Origin of the sequence: Streptomyces sp. NPDC091289 (assembly GCF_044757365.1) — a bacterium.
Taxonomy (GTDB): Bacteria; Actinomycetota; Actinomycetes; order Streptomycetales; family Streptomycetaceae; genus Streptomyces.
The window spans coordinates 85,411-104,193 of sequence record NZ_JBIVUT010000009.1 but is presented as its reverse complement, the minus strand read 5'-3'; the positions used below and the strand labels follow the sequence as shown (position 1 = coordinate 104,193).

At 75.1% G+C, this 18,783-nt stretch carries 9 protein-coding genes; 1 reads left to right on the top strand and 8 read right to left on the bottom strand.

What is annotated here, in order from left to right:
• Nucleotides 1-15: 15 nt before the first annotated feature.
• Nucleotides 16-1,176, top strand: coding sequence for a DUF4037 domain-containing protein (locus ACIQPT_RS13875; protein WP_401155713.1), 1,161 nt, complete (start codon nt 16-18; stop codon nt 1,174-1,176).
• Nucleotides 1,177-1,179: 3 nt separating this feature from the next.
• Here ACIQPT_RS13875 and ACIQPT_RS13870 read toward each other — a convergent pair whose 3' ends face one another.
• The 8 genes from ACIQPT_RS13870 to ACIQPT_RS13835 all read right to left on the bottom strand — a co-directional run bounded on the left by ACIQPT_RS13870 (nt 1,180) and on the right by ACIQPT_RS13835 (nt 18,781).
• A complete protein-coding gene (locus ACIQPT_RS13870; RefSeq protein WP_401155711.1) occupies nt 1,180-3,177 on the bottom strand; it encodes a hypothetical protein in 1,998 nt (665 codons plus the stop codon).
• The gene (locus ACIQPT_RS13865) at nt 3,174-5,228 is read right to left on the bottom strand and encodes a hypothetical protein (protein ID WP_401155709.1); all 2,055 of its coding nucleotides are present in this window, start codon (nt 5,226-5,228) and stop codon (nt 3,174-3,176) included. The genes ACIQPT_RS13870 and ACIQPT_RS13865 overlap by 4 nt, the downstream gene beginning before the upstream one ends.
• The gene (locus ACIQPT_RS13860; protein ID WP_401155708.1) at nt 5,225-7,939 is read right to left on the bottom strand and encodes a hypothetical protein; all 2,715 of its coding nucleotides are present in this window, start codon (nt 7,937-7,939) and stop codon (nt 5,225-5,227) included. Before ACIQPT_RS13860 ends, ACIQPT_RS13865 begins: the two co-directional genes overlap by 4 nt.
• The gene (locus ACIQPT_RS13855; protein WP_401155706.1) at nt 7,936-11,913 is read right to left on the bottom strand and encodes a tubulin-like doman-containing protein; all 3,978 of its coding nucleotides are present in this window, start codon (nt 11,911-11,913) and stop codon (nt 7,936-7,938) included. The genes ACIQPT_RS13860 and ACIQPT_RS13855 overlap by 4 nt, the downstream gene beginning before the upstream one ends.
• Before the next feature lie 49 nt (nt 11,914-11,962).
• Nucleotides 11,963-14,242: a VWA domain-containing protein gene (locus ACIQPT_RS13850; protein WP_401155704.1), complete on the bottom strand. Its 2,280-nt coding sequence runs from the start codon at nt 14,240-14,242 to the stop codon at nt 11,963-11,965.
• A 120-nt stretch (nt 14,243-14,362) separates the two neighbouring features.
• The gene (locus ACIQPT_RS13845; RefSeq protein ID WP_401155702.1) at nt 14,363-14,914 is read right to left on the bottom strand and encodes a Pycsar system effector family protein; all 552 of its coding nucleotides are present in this window, start codon (nt 14,912-14,914) and stop codon (nt 14,363-14,365) included.
• The gene (locus ACIQPT_RS13840) at nt 14,911-16,098 is read right to left on the bottom strand and encodes a hypothetical protein (protein ID WP_401155700.1); all 1,188 of its coding nucleotides are present in this window, start codon (nt 16,096-16,098) and stop codon (nt 14,911-14,913) included. The genes ACIQPT_RS13845 and ACIQPT_RS13840 overlap by 4 nt, the downstream gene beginning before the upstream one ends.
• Nucleotides 16,091-18,781, bottom strand: coding sequence for a hypothetical protein (locus ACIQPT_RS13835; protein WP_401155698.1), 2,691 nt, complete (start codon nt 18,779-18,781; stop codon nt 16,091-16,093). The genes ACIQPT_RS13840 and ACIQPT_RS13835 overlap by 8 nt, the downstream gene beginning before the upstream one ends.
• Nucleotides 18,782-18,783: the final 2 nt, after the last annotated feature.

Below are 18,783 nucleotides of genomic sequence, written 5' to 3'. Positions count from 1 at the left end.
GCGCAAGGTGTCCGTATGACGACGCCCGCCCGTGAGTTCCTGCCCGGCCTCGAACTGTCCCGGATCCTCTACGAGGAGGCCGTGCGGCCGGTCCTCGACGCGGAGTATCCCGGGCTGCGGTACGCCGCGGCCCGGATCGGCTCCGGCTCCGAGGTGCTCGGCTTCGACACCGCCCGGTCGGCGGACCACGAGTGGGGCCCGCGCCTGGAACTGTTCCTGCAGCCGGCTGATGCCGCCGCGTACGGAGACCGGCTGCACCGCTTGCTCGCCGAGCGGCTGCCCAAGCAGGTGCGCGGCTGGCCGACGCACTTCCGGCACGGCGATCCGGCGGACCCGGTCGGGCACATGGAGCTGACGGACGGGCCGGTCGACCACCGGGTCTCGGTGGGCGATGTCGATGGGTGGCTGCAACGGCAGCTCGGGCTCCGCGCTTCCGGCCCTGGCCCCGGCCCCGGCCCCGGCCGTGAGTCGCTGGAACTCACCGTCCGCGACTGGCTGGCCATGCCGCAGCAGGCGCTGGCGGAGACCACGGGCGGCGCGGTGTTCCACGACGGCGTCGGGGCGCTGACCCGGGCGCGGCGGGAGCTGGCCTGGTACCCGGACGAGGTGTGGCGCTATCTGCTGGCCTGCCAGTGGCAGCGGATCTCCCAGGAGGAGGCGTTCGTCGGGCGCTGCGCCGAGGTGGGGGACGAGCTGGGGTCCGCCGTCGTCGCGGGGCGGCTCGTGCGTGACCTGATGCGGCTGTGCCTCCTCCTGGAGCGGCGGTACGCGCCGTACGGCAAGTGGCTGGGGAGCGCCTTCGCCCGGCTGCCCGGGGCCGACGAGCTGCTGCCCGCCCTGCGGGGAGCCGTCACAGCCACGGACCACCCGGCGCGCGAGCGACATCTCTGCGACGCGTACGAGGCCGTGGCCGCGCTCCAGAACCGTACGGGCCTCGCGGAGGCGGTGGACCCCGGGCGGCGGCCGTACCACAGCCGCCCGTTCCAGGTGCTGCACGCCGAGCGCTTCGCCCGGGCGCTGGCCCGGGGCCTCACCGACCCGGAACTGCGGGCCCTGCCGCTGACCGGGAGCGTGGACCAGTGGGCGGACAGCACGGACTTCCTGGGGCGGCGGGGGGCCGTCCGGGCGGCGGTCGACGCGATCGGCACCGGTGGCACTGCCGACGCGGTCGGCTGACGGTCAGTTGGTGATGATCAGGACCAGCAGGCTGATGATCACCGCTCCGACGACCCCGGCGAACGTGGGCACGAACCAGGTCTTGTAGAGGAGGTCGGAGAAGCCGCCGGCCTGCCGGGAGTGCCCGTCCTGTGCCGGGTGGGCCGATGGCACCGGTTGTTGCGTCGGCTGTGCCGGTCGTGATGGTTGTGCCGGCTGTGCTGACACCTGCGTCGTGTGCGCCGGTGGCGTTCGTGGCGGGGGTGCGGTCGTCGTCCGGGATGGTGTCGGCGTCGGTGCCGTGCGCGGGGGCGGTGCGGCTGCCGACGACGCCGCGTACGAGGGCGGGAGGGGGACCGGGGGCTTCGCCGGGGCGGGTGCGGGGTGGGCGAGGAGGTCCGCGACGACCTGCTGCCACAGCTCCGGGGGCAGGTCCGGCGCCCGGCCGCCCGGAGGCGTGACCAGGACGCGGCGCAGCCACTCCATGCCGGTGTCACGACCGTCCTTGAGGAAGATGTTGAACAGCGGCCGGAGGTCGGGGGCATGGTGGGGGTCCCGTACGAGCGGGGCGACGGCCCAGGAGAAGAGCTCGGCCGCACGCTCCCGCATCTCGGGGCCGGACGGGCTGCCCGGCTCGTGCCGGGCGGGCCTGAAGTACAGGTTGTGCCGCAGCACTTCGGTGCACAGCTCGTGCTCGGTCGCCCGGTCGCGGGACCGCAGCCGGTCGGGGCGGGCCAGCTCGGCGAGGACGAGATCGCGGGAGGCCCACGGCAGCCCGTCGGTTCTCAGGAGCGACAGCAGCGGGGCGTCCCGGAGGTCCCGGAGCCGGGCGGCCAGCCGTGCGGTCTGGGTGGCGTCGACGCGTTGGTGGACCAGCAGCTCCTCCAACAGGCGGCGGTACTCCTGCTCGTGGCGCGCCTCCGGTGCGTATCGCTCCTCCGGTACGGGGCGGTCTGCCGGTGCCCGGCGCTCCTCGTGCTCGTATCGCTGCTCCGGTACGTATCGCTCCTCCGGTACGGGGCGCAGCTCGTGCTCGGCCGGTGCGTGCCGGGTGTTCAGCATGCGGCGCAGGGCGTCGCGCCGTTCCTGCCGGGGCAGGTGGGCCCCGGAGAGGAGCTCGCCGGTCAGGTGGGGCACGCCCGGAGCCGCGCCGGGGCGGTCGAGCACGTACTCGACCATCTCCTTCGCCGCGGCCATCTCGACGTCCCCCTCGGCGGGCAGCCGCAGCCGGATGCGCGCCAGCGACCGGGCGCCCGCCGCCTGGGACGTCCAGCGGGGCACACAGGTGAGGCGCAGCGAGTGCGTGTCCACGGTGTCGTACGTGGCGTAGCTCCACTCCGTGCCGAACCAGTCGCCGAACACCGAGAGCAGCCCGAGATAGAGCAGGGGCGCCGTGTTGAGGCGCGGCCAGCCGGGCAGATCGTGCTCCTCCGCGAGCAGCGAGAGCCGCCGGGACGGGTCGCGCAGCCACTCGGCGGTCACCACCATCAACGGCTTCTTCACCGACGGGAGTTCCTGGGCCATCGTGCGCAGCCGCTCGGCCGCCGTCGCCCGCAGCCGGGCCCTGTCCAGCGTCGGCAGGCCCCCGGCGGCGGTCTCGGCGACGGCACGGTCGCTCCAGGCGCTGCCGCCGAGGCCCAGGCAGCGCAGCGGCGTCAGGGTGTCCGCGTCGCCGAACACCGCGTGGCAGGCCGTGCTGGGCCGGCCGCCCCGGTCCTTGGTGGGCCACCGCTGGAGGAGCACGGTCCCGCCCGTCCGGGAGGGGACGCGGACGCTGCTCGGGCGGGGGGCCGGGCCGGGGCCCGGTACCCAGAGCAGCGGGCCCAGTTCGCGGCGGAGGTCCTCCGCGCGCTCGGCGGAGCAGGAGTGTGCCACCGCCGTCATGCCCGCACTGGAGCGGCCCTGGTTTCCGTCCCAGCGGAAGACCACCTGGTCGAGCCGGCCGGGCCGGCCGGGTCCGTCGGGGCCGTCGGGCCGGTCGCGTCGGCCGGTCTCCTCACGCCGATCGAGGGCGTCGTTCACCGCGTTTCCCTTCCCACGCCGAATGATGATGCGGCGCTTCCGGGCGCCTCGATGATCCCGTGCATCGCCAGCAGCGACACCAGGGGTTCCAGCACCCGGCGCGGTCCCGTGCCCGCCGGGTAGCGGCCCTGGCTCTCCTGGCCACCGGTGGCCGATGCGATGTGCAGGGTGCAGCGACGGAACGCGTCGAAGGGCCGCAGCCAGGCCTGTCCGGCGTGCTGCCGCAGCAGCGCGTAGACGTCCCCGCTCTCCTCCAGGAACTGGTCCGGGCCGATCGCGGCGGGCGGGCCCTCGCCCAGCCAGCGGTCGACCGGCGGCTGGAACCGGAGCAGGTCGGACTTGCCGAGCACCATCGCCGCCGGGGTCTCCAGATAGGGGCCCGTGCGCGGCAGCCGGTCGAGCACGGTGCCGAACGCCGCGTCGCCGTCCCGGTCCACCTCCGTGCCCCAGCGCCTGCGCACCTCGTCGAGCTGTGGCAGCGGCAGGGCGAGCGCCGGGTCGACGACGAAGACCAGGGCGTCGATGCCGAGCAGGAAGCGCAACGCCCCGTCGGTGCGGACGAGGTCCTCCCCGCCGAGGTCGAAGAAGGCGACCGGGCGCACCCGCCCCCGTGCGTCGGTGAGCAGCAGCGACTCGACGAACCGGGCGAAGCCGTCCAGGCCGACCCCGCTCGTGTGGTCGAGCACCTTGCCGCTGCGCAGCGGCTGCACCCGCTCGCGGACGAAGCGGGCGTGCTGCTCCGGGTTGACGGACTGCCAGCCCACCCCGTACCGCTCCAGGCCGCCGTCGGTGATCTCGGCGATCATCTGGGTCAGCAGATGGCTCTTCCCGGTGCTGGACTGGCCGATCATGGCGACCGTCAGCGGGCGGCCGTGGGTGAGGTAGGGCACCGGGATGTGGTGCTCGGGGAAGTCCGGGTCGGCCGTGCACTGCTGGACCGCGCCCCGCATGACGTCCTCGCGCCGCACCGGGTTGCCGATGCGGGAGAGGTCCAGGGGCTTGTACTGCATCTGGTCGTCCGTCACATAGAGCTTGTTCAGGTCGAGCTGGATGCCCTCCAGGCAGTACGGGCAGAGCACCTCGCCGGTGGGCCCGTCGTCGGGCTCCCCGTCCGTCGTGTCCCCGGCGGTGCCGGGCGTCCGCCGCTTGGCCTCCACCGCCCGGTCGAACGCCTCCCGGTGCGGGCGCGCCCCGTCCCCGGCCGTGGGCCTCAGCCGCCGGGCCTCCTCGGGGGCCAGCAGCTCCAGCAGGGCCCCGGGTGCGGGCCGGCCGGCCGCCGTGGGGGCGAACGCGCGGGGCAGCGTCCCGGCGAGCACCCGGTGCTGCGCGAGGTCGGCCGGGGCCCGGTCGGCGGGGCCCGGGCGGCCGGTCACCAGCTGGTAGAGCACCTGGGCGGCGCTCCACACCGCGTCCCGGGGATCGACGAGGCCCTCGCCCCGGTGCTGTTCGGGCGGGGCGAACGGGGCCCGGCCCCACGGCGTCCGGGGCCGTCCGGCGCGGGCGACGCCCTCAAGTCCCCAGAGCTGCACCGACGTACCGTCCCAGAGCACCGTCGCGGGGGAGATCCCGCGCGCCACGAGGCCCTGGCCGTCCAGCAGGCACAGGGCCAGCGTCAGGTCCCGGGCGAACACCCGCTGGTCGGTCGCCGAGATCACATGGGTGCGCCCGGCGGCGGTGCCGCGCGGGGCGGCGTACAGCAGGAACGGCTCGGCGGTGTCCAGTTCGTAGCCGATGACGGTGGGGAACAGGTGCGCGTACGGGGTGTTCTCCAGGGTCCGGTCGAGGTGGAGCGCGGTGCCCGCCTCGGTGTCGAGCAGGGCGCGGGCCGCCGGGTTGGCGGCGTCGGCCGCCGACAGGAACACCTGGACGCACTGCTGGCCCCGGTCGTCGAGCAGCCCGTTGCGGATGCGCTGGGGCAGCGCCGGGTCCCGGCGCGAGGGCGGGCCGAAGCGGGCGGGGGCGGTGCGCCGCCGCCCGGCGGGGTCGGTGAACACGAGGTGGGGGCGCGGGGCCCCCGGTGACGCGGGCCGGCCCAGCGGCGTGGTGCTCACCACCGGTCGTCCTCCCTGAACTCGGCGTGCACGGACGGGGGTTCGGTGCGGTCGGCGCCGCCGGTGTTCTGCCGGGGCAGGACCGTGTCGACCACGCCCATCCGCAGCGGCGTGAGCCGGATCAGCCCCGCGTACCGCCCGGAGGAGGTCCACAGCGCCTCCTCCACCGGCGGCGAACCGCTCTTGCGCCAGGCGGCCTCGACCTCGCCCTGGAGGGTTCCAGGGGCGAACCGGATCCACAGGGCGGCCTCCGGATCGCGGCTGAGGAGGGCCCCCTGCTCCGGCGAGGACAACTGGACGACGGCCCCCCGGTCCGCCTCCCGCCCCACCAGCTCGGCGACCCGCAGCGAATCGGTGCCCAGCAGCCCGGCGGCCGTGGTGCGGGCCCGGTGGTCGCCCGGGTACGGCGGCGGGGCCAGCACCCCGTAACGCCACAGGTGGTGGCGGGCGGCCGACAGCAGTTCGCGGACCCGTTCCTCGGTCCGCGCGACGGCGAGCGCCCCGGCCTGACCGCGTTCGACGGCGCCCCAGTAGGGGGCCATGGCGGCCATCGCGGTGTTGCGGAGGTCCCCGGCGAGGGTGGCGACCAGCTCCGGGCCGCCCTCGCCGATCTCCCGGTCGAGCCAGCGCGGTGCGCGGTCGCCCCCGCCGTCGTCCCACGGGGCGTCGTCGGGGCCGGCGGGGTACGCGGCCGGGGAGGGCACGCCGTACGGGCCGGGGCCCTCGCCGTACAGGTCGGCGTCGCGACCGGCGTCACCGGCGTAGTGGGCGTCGTACCGGTCGCTGCTCAGCCGGCTGTCCCGGTCGCCGCCCGGAGCGTCGTCCCGGTCGTCGTCCCGGTCGTGGTCCCGTGCCGGGCTGTTGTCCCAGGCGTAGGCGGCGGCCCAGTCGCCGTCGTCCGCGCCCCCGTCGGCACCGCCGGACTCCAGGGTCTCCAGCGCGGAGGGCGCGGAGAGCCAGTCGTCGTCCCCGTACGGATCGGAACCGCCCGCCCCGGCCGGGGCGACGGGCTCCGGTGCGGCCTGGGCGTCGGCGGCGGCCGCGGTCGCCCGCAGCATCCCGGCCACCGAGCGGGCGGCGTCGGCGCAGTACAGCCGCTCCTCGGCCGCCCAGTGCTCGCGGACCAGCTCCGCCAGCAGGGCGTCGAGCCCGTCCAGCGCGGTGCGCAGCGCCGTCGTGCCGCGCCCGGCGGCCCAGGAGCCGGCGGCGTCCCGCCAGAGCCGGCGGACCGCCTCGGCGGTGAGCCCGAGACCGACCAGCAGCCCGGTCCCGCCGAGCCAGAGCGGCGGGTCGGCGGCATACGCGACCACCGCCCCGGCCACCGCACCGGCGACGGCGGCGACCCGGGGGCCCACCGGCCACCGGGCGGCGCGCCGGCCCGTGCGCAGCCGGGCCGCGCCCAGCAGCGCGACGGCCACGAACACCACCGGCACCACCAGGGCCGCCAGGACGGCGGGCCACTGCCACAAGGAGCCCAGCAGCCCCGCCGCGCCCGCCATGAGCAGCACCGCGCCCGGGGTGCGGGGCGGTGCGGCGTACTCGGTGGCGGAACCGCGGTTCACCGACTCCTCGGAGTGGTCGGCGAGCCGGTGCAGCAGCGCGGTGCCCGGCACCGGCTCGACCCGCCCGGCCAGCGCGGTGAAGTGCTGGGCCACCGAACGCAGCGCGAGCCCGTCGCCGAGGAGCGAGCCCGCCAGTTCGCGCAGCCCCTCGCCGACGCGTTCCCCCGCACGGTCGGTGACGGGTACCCGCAGCCCGAGCGCGCCGAGCCGGGCGGTGGCCTCCGCGGTGGGCGCCGCCGCACCGCCGCCGCCCGAAAGAGCCCGCTCCACCAGGGTGCGGAACCCGTCCAGGTCCTCGCGGGCCTGGTGCAGATCCGCCTCCAGGGCCTCGCGCCGGGCCGGGTGCAGCAGGCCCGGGAAGGCCCGCAGCGCGTCGAGGTTCTCGTCCGCGCGGTCCAGGGATTCCGCGCACGTCCGGTGCGCGTGGTTCGCCTGGCCGTCCGGCCGGCGGTGCCCGTGACCCCGGCCGTCCCGCCCCGTCACGAGTGCGCGCAGCGGTTCGGGCAGCCGGGCGTCCGGGATGACGTCGACCGGGTCGCCGGACCCGCTGTCCTCACCCGCGAACCGGGTCAGCGCGTCCCGCCAGGCCCGGTCCCGGACCTCCGCCGGCAGGTCCTGCTCCAGCAGCCGGACCCCGGGGGCGGCGACGGAGTCGGGCAGCTTCCGCAGGCCCTCCAGGACCCGGACGAAGACGTCCGGGACCGACAGGAGGTCCACCAGGACGGCCAGCGACGCGGGGTCGTCCGGCGCAGGCCGGTCCAGGGCGGTACGGGCGGAGCGCAGATCACCGGCCCACACCAGGCCGGTCGTGGAGGCCCGCAGGGTCGTGGGCCGCACCAGCCGGCGGTCGGGGAGATACGCCTCCTCCCCGCCGGCGTACGAGCCGGGGGAGCTGCCCACCAGCAGCACCAGGATCCTGGTCTCGCCCACCGCCCGGTAGCCGGAGAGCAGTTCGTACTGGAGCTGGTGGTCGGTCAGCCCGGCCGGGGTGTCGGTGACCAGGAACAACGGGTAGTCGGGTTCCGGCAGTCCGGCCCGGCCCAGCTGCTCGGCCACCCGGTCGCGTACCGCCTGCGCGGTGGCCAGGGCCGCGGCCCCGGCGCGCAGGTCGAGACGGACCACGGCGGTGGTGTCCTCGGGAGGGGTCACTGCGGGCCCCCGTTCCGGTAGGAACGCCCGGCGGCGTCCTCGTCCGCGTCCCAGCCGTCCCCGTCCCAGCCACCACCCGGGGCCGGGCGGCGCACCGGCGGCCGGTCCTGCCCCCCGAACCCGTCCGCCCCGCCGCCGTCCCGGCGCTCCTCGTCCCGACGCGCTTCGTCCCGGGCCCGCTCGTCGCCGGACGTTCGTGAGTCGGTGAACCGGTCGTCGCCGGATGGCCGGGAGTCGGTGAACCGGTCGTTGCCGGACGGCCGTGTGTCGCTGAACCGTTCGTCGCCGAACCGCTCGTCCCGGCGCTCCTCGTCCCGACGCGCTTCGCCCCGGGGCCGCTCGTCGCCGGATGGCCGGGAGCCACTGAACCGCTCGTCACCGAACCGCTCGTCGCCGGAAGGCCGAGAGCCCCCGAACCGCTCGTCACCGAACCGGTCATCGCCGGACGGCCGGGAGCCACCGAACCGCTCGTCGCCGAACCGGTCATCGCCGGACCGGTCACCCGAGAAGCGCTCATCGCCGAACCGCTCATCGCCGAAGCCCGCATCGCCGGACCGCCCGCCCCGGCCCCGCTCGTCGCGCGCGGGGGCGGCCCCGTACCGCTCCTCCTCGTACCGCGCCCCGCCTCCGTACCGCTCCTCCCCGTACCGTTCCTCCGCCTCGTACGGGACGGAGCGGGCCGCCGGACGCGGCGCGGGCACGGTGTCCTCGCGGAACCGGTCGTCCGCCGGGCGTTCGTCGGTGGTCGGGGCCGCCGTGCCCCAGTCCTCGTCGTCCGCCGGGGCGCGCCGGCGCTCCGGGGCGGGCCGGGCTGGCGGCGCCTTCGGGGTGCCGCCGCGTGCGTACTCCAGCAGGGTGCGCAGCGTGGGCTGGATCGCGTGCTGGTCGCCGAACTCCGTGTCCAGGGCGGCGGGCAGGGTCTCGGCCCAGAATTCCCACAGCGGCCGGATCCAGCCGTCCACGCGCTGTCCGCCGTGCTCCCGGCGCTCCTCCAGGAGCTCCAGCTGGCGCGGGGCGATGCGCTCGACGAGTTCGACGAAGAGCGGGTGCGGTGTGCTGCCGGCCCGGGCGAGACCGAGGGGCTGTGCGCTCATCAGCTTGCGGCAGTAGTCCTCCACGGTCTTCTCGTCGTCCAGGACGGTCCAGCGTTCGTAGGAGCGCAGCAGCTCCGACCAGCTGGAGATGCCGCCGGGGAAGTCCCCGAGACGCAGCCGAACGCCGGGGATGCTCGCCCCCTTCTCCGGGAAGAGCCGCAGCCGCACCCGGGAGGGCGAGGACGTGTCGCCGTCCAGGACGTCGACCTGGCCGTTCCACAGGCAGCACAGCAGGCGGTGCAGGATCGTGCGCCGGTCCTCCTCGCTGCTGACCATCCAGTCGTCCTCGAAGCCCAGGCGCTGTCGCCAGCGCAGGACGTCGTGGGCCTGTTCGTCGTCCTTGGCCCTGGCCCACTGGCGCAGCACCTTGCGGGCCTCGGGCACCTGGGTGAGGCTCATCTCGCTGCGGAAGAGGACCACGGTGATCGAGTCGCTCTCCACGCCCCGGTACTCGACGGAGTTCTTCGCGTCGGACGGCAGGCGCAACGCCTTGGTGAGGTATTCCTGCACCTCCTCCGCCGCCTGCACCCGCGGGTGGGTGACCAGGACCCGCAGCGGTCCGGTGCCCTCCGGGGTGAAGCCGACCGGCAGCAGGGCGGCGAGCTTGCGGCTGAACAGGTCGAGGGCTTCCTTGCTGACCTGGTCGGTGGCGTCGGCGTCACCGGCGGCGGCCGCCAGCAGGGTGCTCATCGAGGGCAGCAGGGGCCGCTCCTCGAACTGCGCGCCGCTCTCCGCGAAGAGCCGGGTGATGCGGCCCTCCAGCCGGGCCTTGACGACGCCGACCGCCCCGTCGGGGCTGCGGTGGCTCCGCGCGTGGACGTCCCGCCAGGTGTCCCCGTCGATGAGCCGCAGCAGCAGCGACGCCTCGTCGTCGCCGTCGCGGAGGCCCTCGCCGCGCACGAGCCGGTCCACGACGTCCTCGTAGAAGTGGTTGAGGCTGCGCTGCGGCGGCAGGAGGTACGAGATGCCGGTGCGCTCCGCGTACAGCTCCAGGCCCTTCTGCTCGGCGGACTTGCGCTCCTGGTCGGCCTGCTTGCGGAAGGCGTTCACCAGCCGGGTCATATCGGTGCCCGTCATGTCCGCCTGCGACTGCCAGCGCTGCTGCTGCTCCCGCCAGGCCTCGTGCCACACGGCCCGGCTTCGCCAGCGGTACCAGCTGTCCTGGGCCTGGAGCGCGGCCCGTACGTCGTCGTCGCCCCACCTCGCCGGGGACATTCCGGCGATGCGGCCCTTGATCCGGGGGGTCTTCGGCGGCTGGTCGGTGACGCCCGGGGGCCGCTTCGGGGAGCGGGAGCGGGCGGTGAGCATGCCGAGGAACCCGAGCCGGGCGATCTCGTCCTCGCTGTCGGGGACGCCCCTGACGAGGCGTTCGGCGAGGAACGGGTCGACCCGCTGGAGCAGCGTCTCGATCGCCGGGCGCGGGCTGAAGCGGGCCGCCATCGTGGCGGCCTGCCGGTCGGCGATGCCCTGGAGCTCGGACAGCAGGCGCTGCATGTCCCCGATCCGGTTGTTGAGGGCCTCCTCGATCGCCTTGCCGCCGCGCGGCAGCGGCTGGGGGTCCTCGACGGGCAACTGCTTGCGCTCCCACAGCTCTTCGAGGTGGGAGTCGGCGAACAGCTGGCGTACCAGCGGCACGGCGTCGTCCTTCGCCGGGTTGCGCGGGCGTTCCACGAGTTCGGTGACCGCGACCCGCAGCAGCCGCCCGGCCACCAGATCGGCCAGCTGGTCCATGGGCGCGGTCATCGAGGCGACGAGGCTGGTGGAGACGCCCTGGCGGCCGATGCCGGTGGGGGACAGGGCGCTGCGGTGCACGCCCCGGTTGATGAAGCTCGCGGCGAAGGTCTGGAAGTCGTCGTCGCCGGCCATCGACCGGCCCTGGGCGCGGCTGTCGCCCAGTTCGGTGCCGATCAGCGACATCACCAGCGAGACGATGGAGCGGCGCAGATCGTCCTGGCGGATGCCCGCGGTCGGGCTGAACAGGAACGCGGTCGGCAGGATCCCGGTGCGCAGCCGGACCGGGGTGGTGCCCGGGTAGCGGATGCCGAGGCCGGTCTCCTGGTCGAGGTCGCCGATCTCCGCGCCGGCGGTCGGCGCGTTCTGCCCGTCGACCAGCCGGAACAGGTCGACGAGCGAGCGGGCGGCGTTGAGCTCCGCCTCGCGTCCGCCCCCGGTGGCGGCGGGGAAGGAAGACGGCATGACGACCAGCGGGTAGATCTTCACGCCGTTGAAGCGGCGCATCTTGAACGCCTGGTTGATCAGGTGGAGGTAGTCCAGGAAGATCCCGGCCCCGGTGCCGCCCGCGACCGAGAACGCGACGAAGACGTCGCAGCCGGTGACCCGGCCGCCGCCCAGTTCGCTCAGCTCGCCCGCGGACTTGGCGATGGCGTCGATGGCCTGGAGGAGGGGTTCCAGGACCGGCTGGAGGGAGTGCCGCAGGGTCGCGAAGAGTGCGGCGCGGCCGACCGTGGGGAGTTGCCCGGCGCCGTTGTGCAGCGGGGTGACGCGCGGTTCGCCGTCGCGCGGGGGCAGCCAGCCCGCGACCTCGTCGCGCAGGCTGGCCCGCAGCATCTGGGTCACCTCGGGCGAACTGTCGAAGTTCGGCAGGAGGTTGTGGGTGGCGCGCGAGGTGCGGGCGTACGCCGCGCGCAGCGAGGAGTCCACGTTGAACTGCGGCAGCCGCTGGAGGTCGGGCTCGCTGAAGTCCGCGTACACGAACTGCAGGCAGTCGGGCAGTTGGTAGGGGGCGAGGCCGCCGATGTGCTGGAGGGCGGTGCCGTCGGGGCCGCACAGGTCCACGCGCAGCTTGCGTTCCAGTTCGGCGCCGACGAGGCCGCCGGTCCCGCCCAGGCCGACGAAGAGCATCGGCTGGAAGATCTTCATGGGGTTCCTCCCGCATCCGGCCGGGGTCGGGCCGGTTCGTCAATGGGCGTCACAGGTAGTCGTCGTGTCCGCCGGTGCTCACCGGATCGGGCCGCCCGGGGGCGGTGGGCCGTACGGAGTCCTCGCCGAGGGCGAGGCTCAGCCGGTCGGTGAGTTCGACCCGGCCGGTCGCGGTGAGCCGGGTCCGGCCGCCGCCGCGCCTGCGCAGCACCGCGCCGCCCTCGGGGCTGCGCTGCACGGCGTACAGGCCGTGGGTGCGCCGCTCGATGCGCGGGTTGCTGTGCGCCTCGGCGATGTCGAACGCGTACCACTGCTTCTGGCCGTGCCCGGCCTTGTGGACGCCGAGCACATCGCCGTCCTCGGAGATCAGGTGGAGCATCAGCCCGTACGGGTCGCGGCGGCGGCGTCGCTGCCGGAGCCAGGCCAGTGCCAGCAGGACGCCGACGACGATCAGCGCGACGGCGCCGACCAGCACCCACCAATAGCGGTCCAGCAGGCTGGGTTCGGGGGTGACCTGGACGGAGAGCGGGGTGCGCACCAGGGTGCGGTTGTCGTCGGTGGCGTCCTGGACGGTGACGGTGCCGCCGATGCCGAGGGGCCCGTCGTCGAGCCGCCCCTCGAAGGCCTTCGCGTCGCCGATCCTCAGCCGGATCTCGTGGGTGGTGGACGCGCCGGGCTTCACCACGATCTCGGCGGGGCTCACACCGAGGAGCCCGGCCCGGACGTCCGCGAGGGAGAGCCGCAGGGTGTGCGGGGCGTCGGTGGTGTTGGTGACGGCGAGGTTCGCGGTGACGGTGTCCCCGGGGTGGCCGTCGCCGCGGACGGGGCCGAGCGCCGTGGTGACGGGCAGGGCCCCGGGGGCGACCCGGCCGCCCTCGCTGCGGGTGTCGGCGCTGAGCCCGGAGGCGGTGAGGGTGCCGCTGACCTTCAGGGCGCCGTCGGCGCTCTTCGGGACGGTGACCGTACCGCTGAAGGAGCCGTCGCTCTTCGTGGGGTCGGGCCCCTGGCCGTCGTCGGCGAGCCGCAGGGGCAGGGGCGCGAAGCCGTCGCCGGTGAGTTCGCTGCTGACCTTCAGACCGGCGTAGTCGGCCGGGTCCTTGATCTCGTAGCCCTCACGGGTCTGGAGCCGCATGGTGACGGTCGCCTTCTGCCCGGCCTGCGGGGAGGGCGGGTCCATCGTGATGGAGCCGCGTAGCTCGCCCTGCCACAGGACGCTGACGCCGACGGGCAGCGAACGGTGGCCCTCGGGGGCCTTCACATCGACCTTCCACCGGCCGGGCACCGGGTCGATGATCTTCAGCGCCTCCACGGTGTTGCCGCCGCCCGCGAGTTCGAAGGTGGAGTCCTCGAACTCGCCGTTGGTGGGCACCTTGTTGCCGAGCGGGTCGGTGTAGGTGACGGTCACCTCGGGGGAGCCCTTGTCGACGACGATGGAGCCGACGGTCGCCAGCGGCGAGATGGTGATGGGCAGGGTGGCGGGCGGGCGCTTGCTCGGTCCCGCCTGGTAGCGCAGGCAGTGCGCGGCGGCGAAGATCTTCTCCAGCACCGGTCCGACGTCCTTGGCCCCGGACACCTTACGAGCGGTGGGGCGGGCGGACTTCAGGTCGACGCAGCCCTTCTGATAGCCGCCCGCGGCGATCTTGTCGAGCTGCTCCTTGTCCGGGGCGGGACCGAAGCCGAGCGGCCAGATCTGTACGTTCTTGGCGGCGGCGTTCTTCAGCTCCAGCTCCAACTGCCGCTTGCCCTCGGCCTCGCGGTGCGCCGGATCCCCGTACTGGGGGCTGCCGGTGACGTCCATCTCCCCGTCGGTGAGCAGGAACAGCACCCGGGGGACCGACGGGTCGGTGCCCGAGCTCAGTTCGTGCACGCCCTGGCGTATCGCGCTCGGGAAGTCCGTCCCCGTGCCCTCGCTCTTCTTGCGGCCGCGCAGCTTCTCCACACAGCCCCCGATCGACTCCCGCCCCGCCGAGTCCAGCCGGGTACGGGGGCAGACCGGGTCCACCGCCCGCTGATCGGCCGACTCGGCGGCGGCGAAGCCGAACACGGTGATGTGGGAGGTCGCCGAGACGTCGCCGAGCGCGATCCGGGCGGCGGCGGCCTTCTCCGCCTTGATGTCCTCGGGCGCGAGGCTCGCGGACTGGTCCACGGCCACCGCGTAGTTGACGGAGGAGAAGGCGGGCGCGGCGGGCGCGGCGGCCGCGGCCTGCTCCGGACCGGCGGAGGCCGGTGCCGTCAGGGAGATGAGCACGGCCGCACCGGCCAGGACGGACAGTGCCGCCCGCCGGGCCCGGCCGGTGCCGGCCGGGTCTCTTCTTCGGTCAGTTCGCACGACCGTCCCCTTTTACTGTCGTTGCCGTGTCTGCGTGGTGTCGTGAGGTACTTGTGCAGTTGCTGTCTGTAGTCGGCGGTGGTGTGCCCCTGGACGCGGCACACCTGTCCGTACGGGACGTCAGCGCGCGGTCAGGCTCCAGGCGAGAGCCAGCACGGCCGACGGGGCGAGCGTGGCGACCGCCCAGCGGATCGCCCGGTACTTGGCGGACAGGATGGCGCTGACGTCCACGGCCTGGACGAGCAGCCAGCCGACCGGGTCGCGGCCCGCTTCGTTGATCCGGGCGGTCAGCACGTCGTAGTCGAACGGGGCCAGCAGGTCCCCGAAGTACGTCACCCCTTCCTGGTCGCGGACCGTGCCCGTACGGGGCAGGAGCGCGCGGACCAGGGCGGCCACCGCGACCACCCACAGCAGGCCCGCGGCGACCAGTGCCAGGTCACCGGGGCCCTGCCAGTCGGGGGAGCCGTGCCGCCCGATGAGGAAGGCGGGCAGGGCGAGGGCCCCCGAAAGCAGCACCGCCGCCTTGGAGTCGGCCCGGCCGAGGTCCTCCCGGACCGTGACCAGCAGCCGTTCCGCGATGCGTTCCCCCGCCCTGTCCGGCCGGTGCTGACCCCCGTCCGGCACCGGCGCGGTCGGGGCGGGGGAGGTCCGTGTACCGCCGTCGGCGCTCATCCGTCGCCCTCCGCCCAGCCCCAGCCGTCGTCGCGCGGGCGGGCGCGCGGCGCGGGCGGCTCGGGTACGGAGTCGGGGTAGGGATCGAGGTAGGGATCGGCGTCCCGGGGCCGGGGACGGGGCCGGGGTGTGGGCTCGGGGCCGGTGTCGGGGTCGGTGTCGACATCCTGGTCGGGCCGGCGCCGGCGCGTGGGCTCGGGGCCGGTTTCGGCGTCCGGGCCGGGCCGCCGCCGGCGTACAGGAGGCTCGTCCGACACCCAGTCGGGGGTGAACGGCTCGTCGCGGGCGGGCCCCAGCTCCTGCGGGGCACGCCGGGCGGGCCGGGAGCCGATGGGGCCCTGGACGCTGACGGGCCTCCTGTTGAGCTGGTCGAGCGCCTGGCGCTCGATCTGGTCGGAGTGGATATAGCCGTCGGCCATCATGGCGAAGACCCGGTCGGCGCGGTCCTTCTCGTCCTGCCGGCCCTCCTGGCGGATCTTCTCCAGGAAGGCGTTGGCCGCGTCGGGGTCCGCGGCCAGCATGTGGCTGAGCTGCCCCAGATCCCCGCTCCGCAGCATCGCGAGGTAGCGCTCCTGGCGGATCGCCTTCAGCTCCGCCTCGGACGCCTCCTCCCGGACGGCGTCCACGTGGCCGATCGTCCGGTCGTCCACCTGCAGCCGTACGTAGAGCCGCACCCGCAGTCCGAGGTCGGTGCCGAGGTCGTTCCACCGGCCGGAGCTGCACGTCCGGGTGATGTCGGCGTTGGCCTGCTGTGCCTGGTGCACCGGGTACAGGGCGGAGACCTCCCGCAGCCGCTCCAGGGTCGGCGCGGTGAGCCGCTGGGCGATGTCGGTGACCGCCTCCACCGCCACCAGGTGCGGGTCCTCGACGGTCCAGTGGATGTCCACCTCCGCCTTGAAGAACGTCGCCCCGCCGGAGGCGGGCAGCTCCAGGTTCAGGGTGGTGACGAACGTCCCGACGGCGATCTCGCAGACGGTGTGCGGCCGGGCCAGCGGCGGCTTGTCGTAGTGGTCGATGCCGGAGACGCCGGCCACGCTGTAGCCCCGCCGGTAGAACAGCACCGACGTGGTGCGGGCGCCGCTCTTCCGGAACGAGCCCGTCGGCTTGTACTCCCGCAGGAACGGGCCCGCGGGCCTCGACAGGTCCAGCGCGCCGCCCTCGGCCACGCCGTTCTCCTCAGCCATGACTTTCCTCCTCGTCGGACCGCCGCCGCCGTGCGGGCACGGCGAGCCACCACAGGGCGTTCGCCCGTTCCTCGGTGAGCGGACGGTCCTGATCCCTCATCATTCGGCGCAGCAGCCAGTCCAGCCGCCGCCGGTCGTGCTCCTCGGCGGTCAGGGCGGGCAGCAGCGCGGCCAGTCCGGGCCGCGTCCACTCGCGGCCGTTCTTGCGCGTGGCGGAGCGCAGCATGTGCTCCAGGGCGTCGAGCGCCACGTCCTGGGACCGCGCGGTGTTGAGCGCCGTCCAGAACAGGTCGGCCAGCCTCCCGGTCAGTTCGGGCCGGGTCGCGGTCAGCGCGAGCAGCAGCGGCCAGTCGCCCCGGTCGCCCAGCGGGGTGCCGGGCTCGTCGTCGAGGACCTCGTCCACGTCGGTCAGCGCCAGCCGGACGATGGTCACCAGGGCGAGGTCCTGGTACTCCTCGCCGCGGTGCCCGGTCCAGTCGGCCAGCCGCTTCAGCACGACGGGGGACTCCGGGAGCGTCAGCAGCCGGACCACGTTCAGCGAGGCCACGGCCAGCAGCTCCCCGTCGTCGCGGACCCCGATCCGGGCCAGCGTGTCCAGGGTGTCGTCCATCGAGTCGGCGGACCGCCCGTAGCCGAGCGCCATGGCCGCCGTCCAGCGCAGCGACGCCGAGCCGTACCGCGCCCAGTCGTCGACCACCTTGCGCACCGCCCGGCGGTGCGAGGCATGCCCGACGGCCTGGTCCAGCGCGGTGGCGGCGAAGACCCTGCGGCGCGGCGTGGGCGCCTCGGCGAGCGGCCGGATCACCTCCGTGTACCCGTGCTCGAAGTCCCGTACGGACAGCTCCCCGGCGGCCACCGCGGCGCGCATCGACACCTGTGGCCGGGGGTCGTCGGCGAGCAGCCGCAGCCAGCGGACGACCGGGGCCCGGACGGGGAAGTGCCGGTCCCAGACCTCGGCGAGCACGGCGGCGGGCAGCGCGGCACCCCGGTAGAAGACCAGCCGCCCCTTCACCTCGACGCCCGCCACGTCGACGTCCCCGTCGACCGGCCGGGCGCGCGAGAGCGCCAGGTCTGATTCCGGGTCGTCGCAGAACAGGGGGCGGGCCGGGGTGCTGTCCGGATCGCTCTGTACGGACAGTTCCCAGGTCAGCAGATGGGCGGCGAAGGACACCGCGCTGTGCGACGCGCCACCGAGGACCGCGAGCGCGATCCGGAACGCCACCGGGTGGAACAGGGCGGCGGTGCCGGACCGCACGGGCGTCCGGCCGTCGCCGGGCGTTCGGCTGTCGCCGGGCGGAGGGGCGGCCAGGGCCCGGTCCACCCCGGCGAACCACTCGTACGCCTGGCCGGCCGCGAGCCCGCGGCACCCGGACAGCAACTCCTCACGGCCGAGGGTGCCGAGAAGATGCCCGGCCAGCAGCGAGGCGAACAGCTCGGCCTCGGCGGGGCGCAGGTCATCGAGCCCGACCGCTTCGGTGACCTCGGGGTCCTCACGGAGCTCGGCGGCGCGTGCGAGCAGACGGGAGAGTGCTCCGTCGGGGTCCCGGTCCTGGTCCGAGCCTCGGTCCGGGACCGGGTCCTGGCCCTCGCTCCTGTCCCCGTGCGGGCCCCCGCCCCTGCTCCCGTCCCCGTGCGGGCCCCCGTTCCCGTGGCGGCCCCCACCCCCTTCCCGGCCCCTGTCCGGGGCCCGGTCGCCGTGTTCCTCCTCCAGCCGCTCCCGCAGCCGGACGGCGACCAGTTCACGGGTGGGGGCGGGCGGGCAGATCGCCCCGTACCGCCCGGCCAGCAGCGGGTTGGCCGCCGAGCCGACGCTCACCACGACCACCGCGTACGAGCCCTGCCCGGCCAGCGCCGAGGCCAGCTGGTCCAGGTCCATCCCGTCGGGCGGCAGGGTGCCCGGCCGGTCCAGGGCGGGCTCCAGCAGATACCCGGTGCCGCGCCGGTGGCCACCCTCCCCGGAGGCCACCTCGTCGGCCAGCTTGCGCACCCCTTCCTCCGGGGCGGCACGGCGTACCCGCTCGCTGTTCTCCGCGCCCTCGCCGTTACGGGTGACCTCGTCCAGGAGCGCCAGGGCGGTGCTGGTCCGGCCGGTGCCGGGGGCCCCGCCGAGCACCAGCAGCCGGCGCGACTCCAGCGCCCGCCGCAGCCGTACGTACCCCTCCGGCTCGATGTGGGCCCGGCGCAGCCGCCGCAGCTCGTCCTCGGGGACCGGGCCGTCGCGCAGGGTGAGGCCGGAACGACGGGCGTCCAGGGAGACGTTGATGTCGCCGACGTGGGCGTGGGCGATGCGCGAGCGGTCGAAGCTGGTGAAGTCCCGGCCGCTGGTGAGGAGTTTCTGCCCGGCCCGCCGGGCGCGCGTGGCGGCGGCGAGGTCGGTCGGCTCCTTCTCCCCCTCGTCCTCGGCGAGCGGGTCGCGGGTCAGATCCTTGAAGCGGTCCGCGGCGCGCTCCCGCTCCTTCTCCCGCTCGGCGGCCTCGTCGTCGGCGGCGGAATCGGGTGCGTCGGGGGCGCCGGGGGCGTCGGGGGAACCCGAGGGGCCGGGCGAACCCCTGCCGTCCGGGGCGTCCTTGGCCTTGTCGTCCTTGCGCGCCTCACCGCGCGGCGGTGCCTCGGGGGAGCGGGCGTCCTTCGGCTGCGGGGCCGGGCGGTCGGCCGGGCCCTCGGCCACTGCTTCGTCGGCCATGC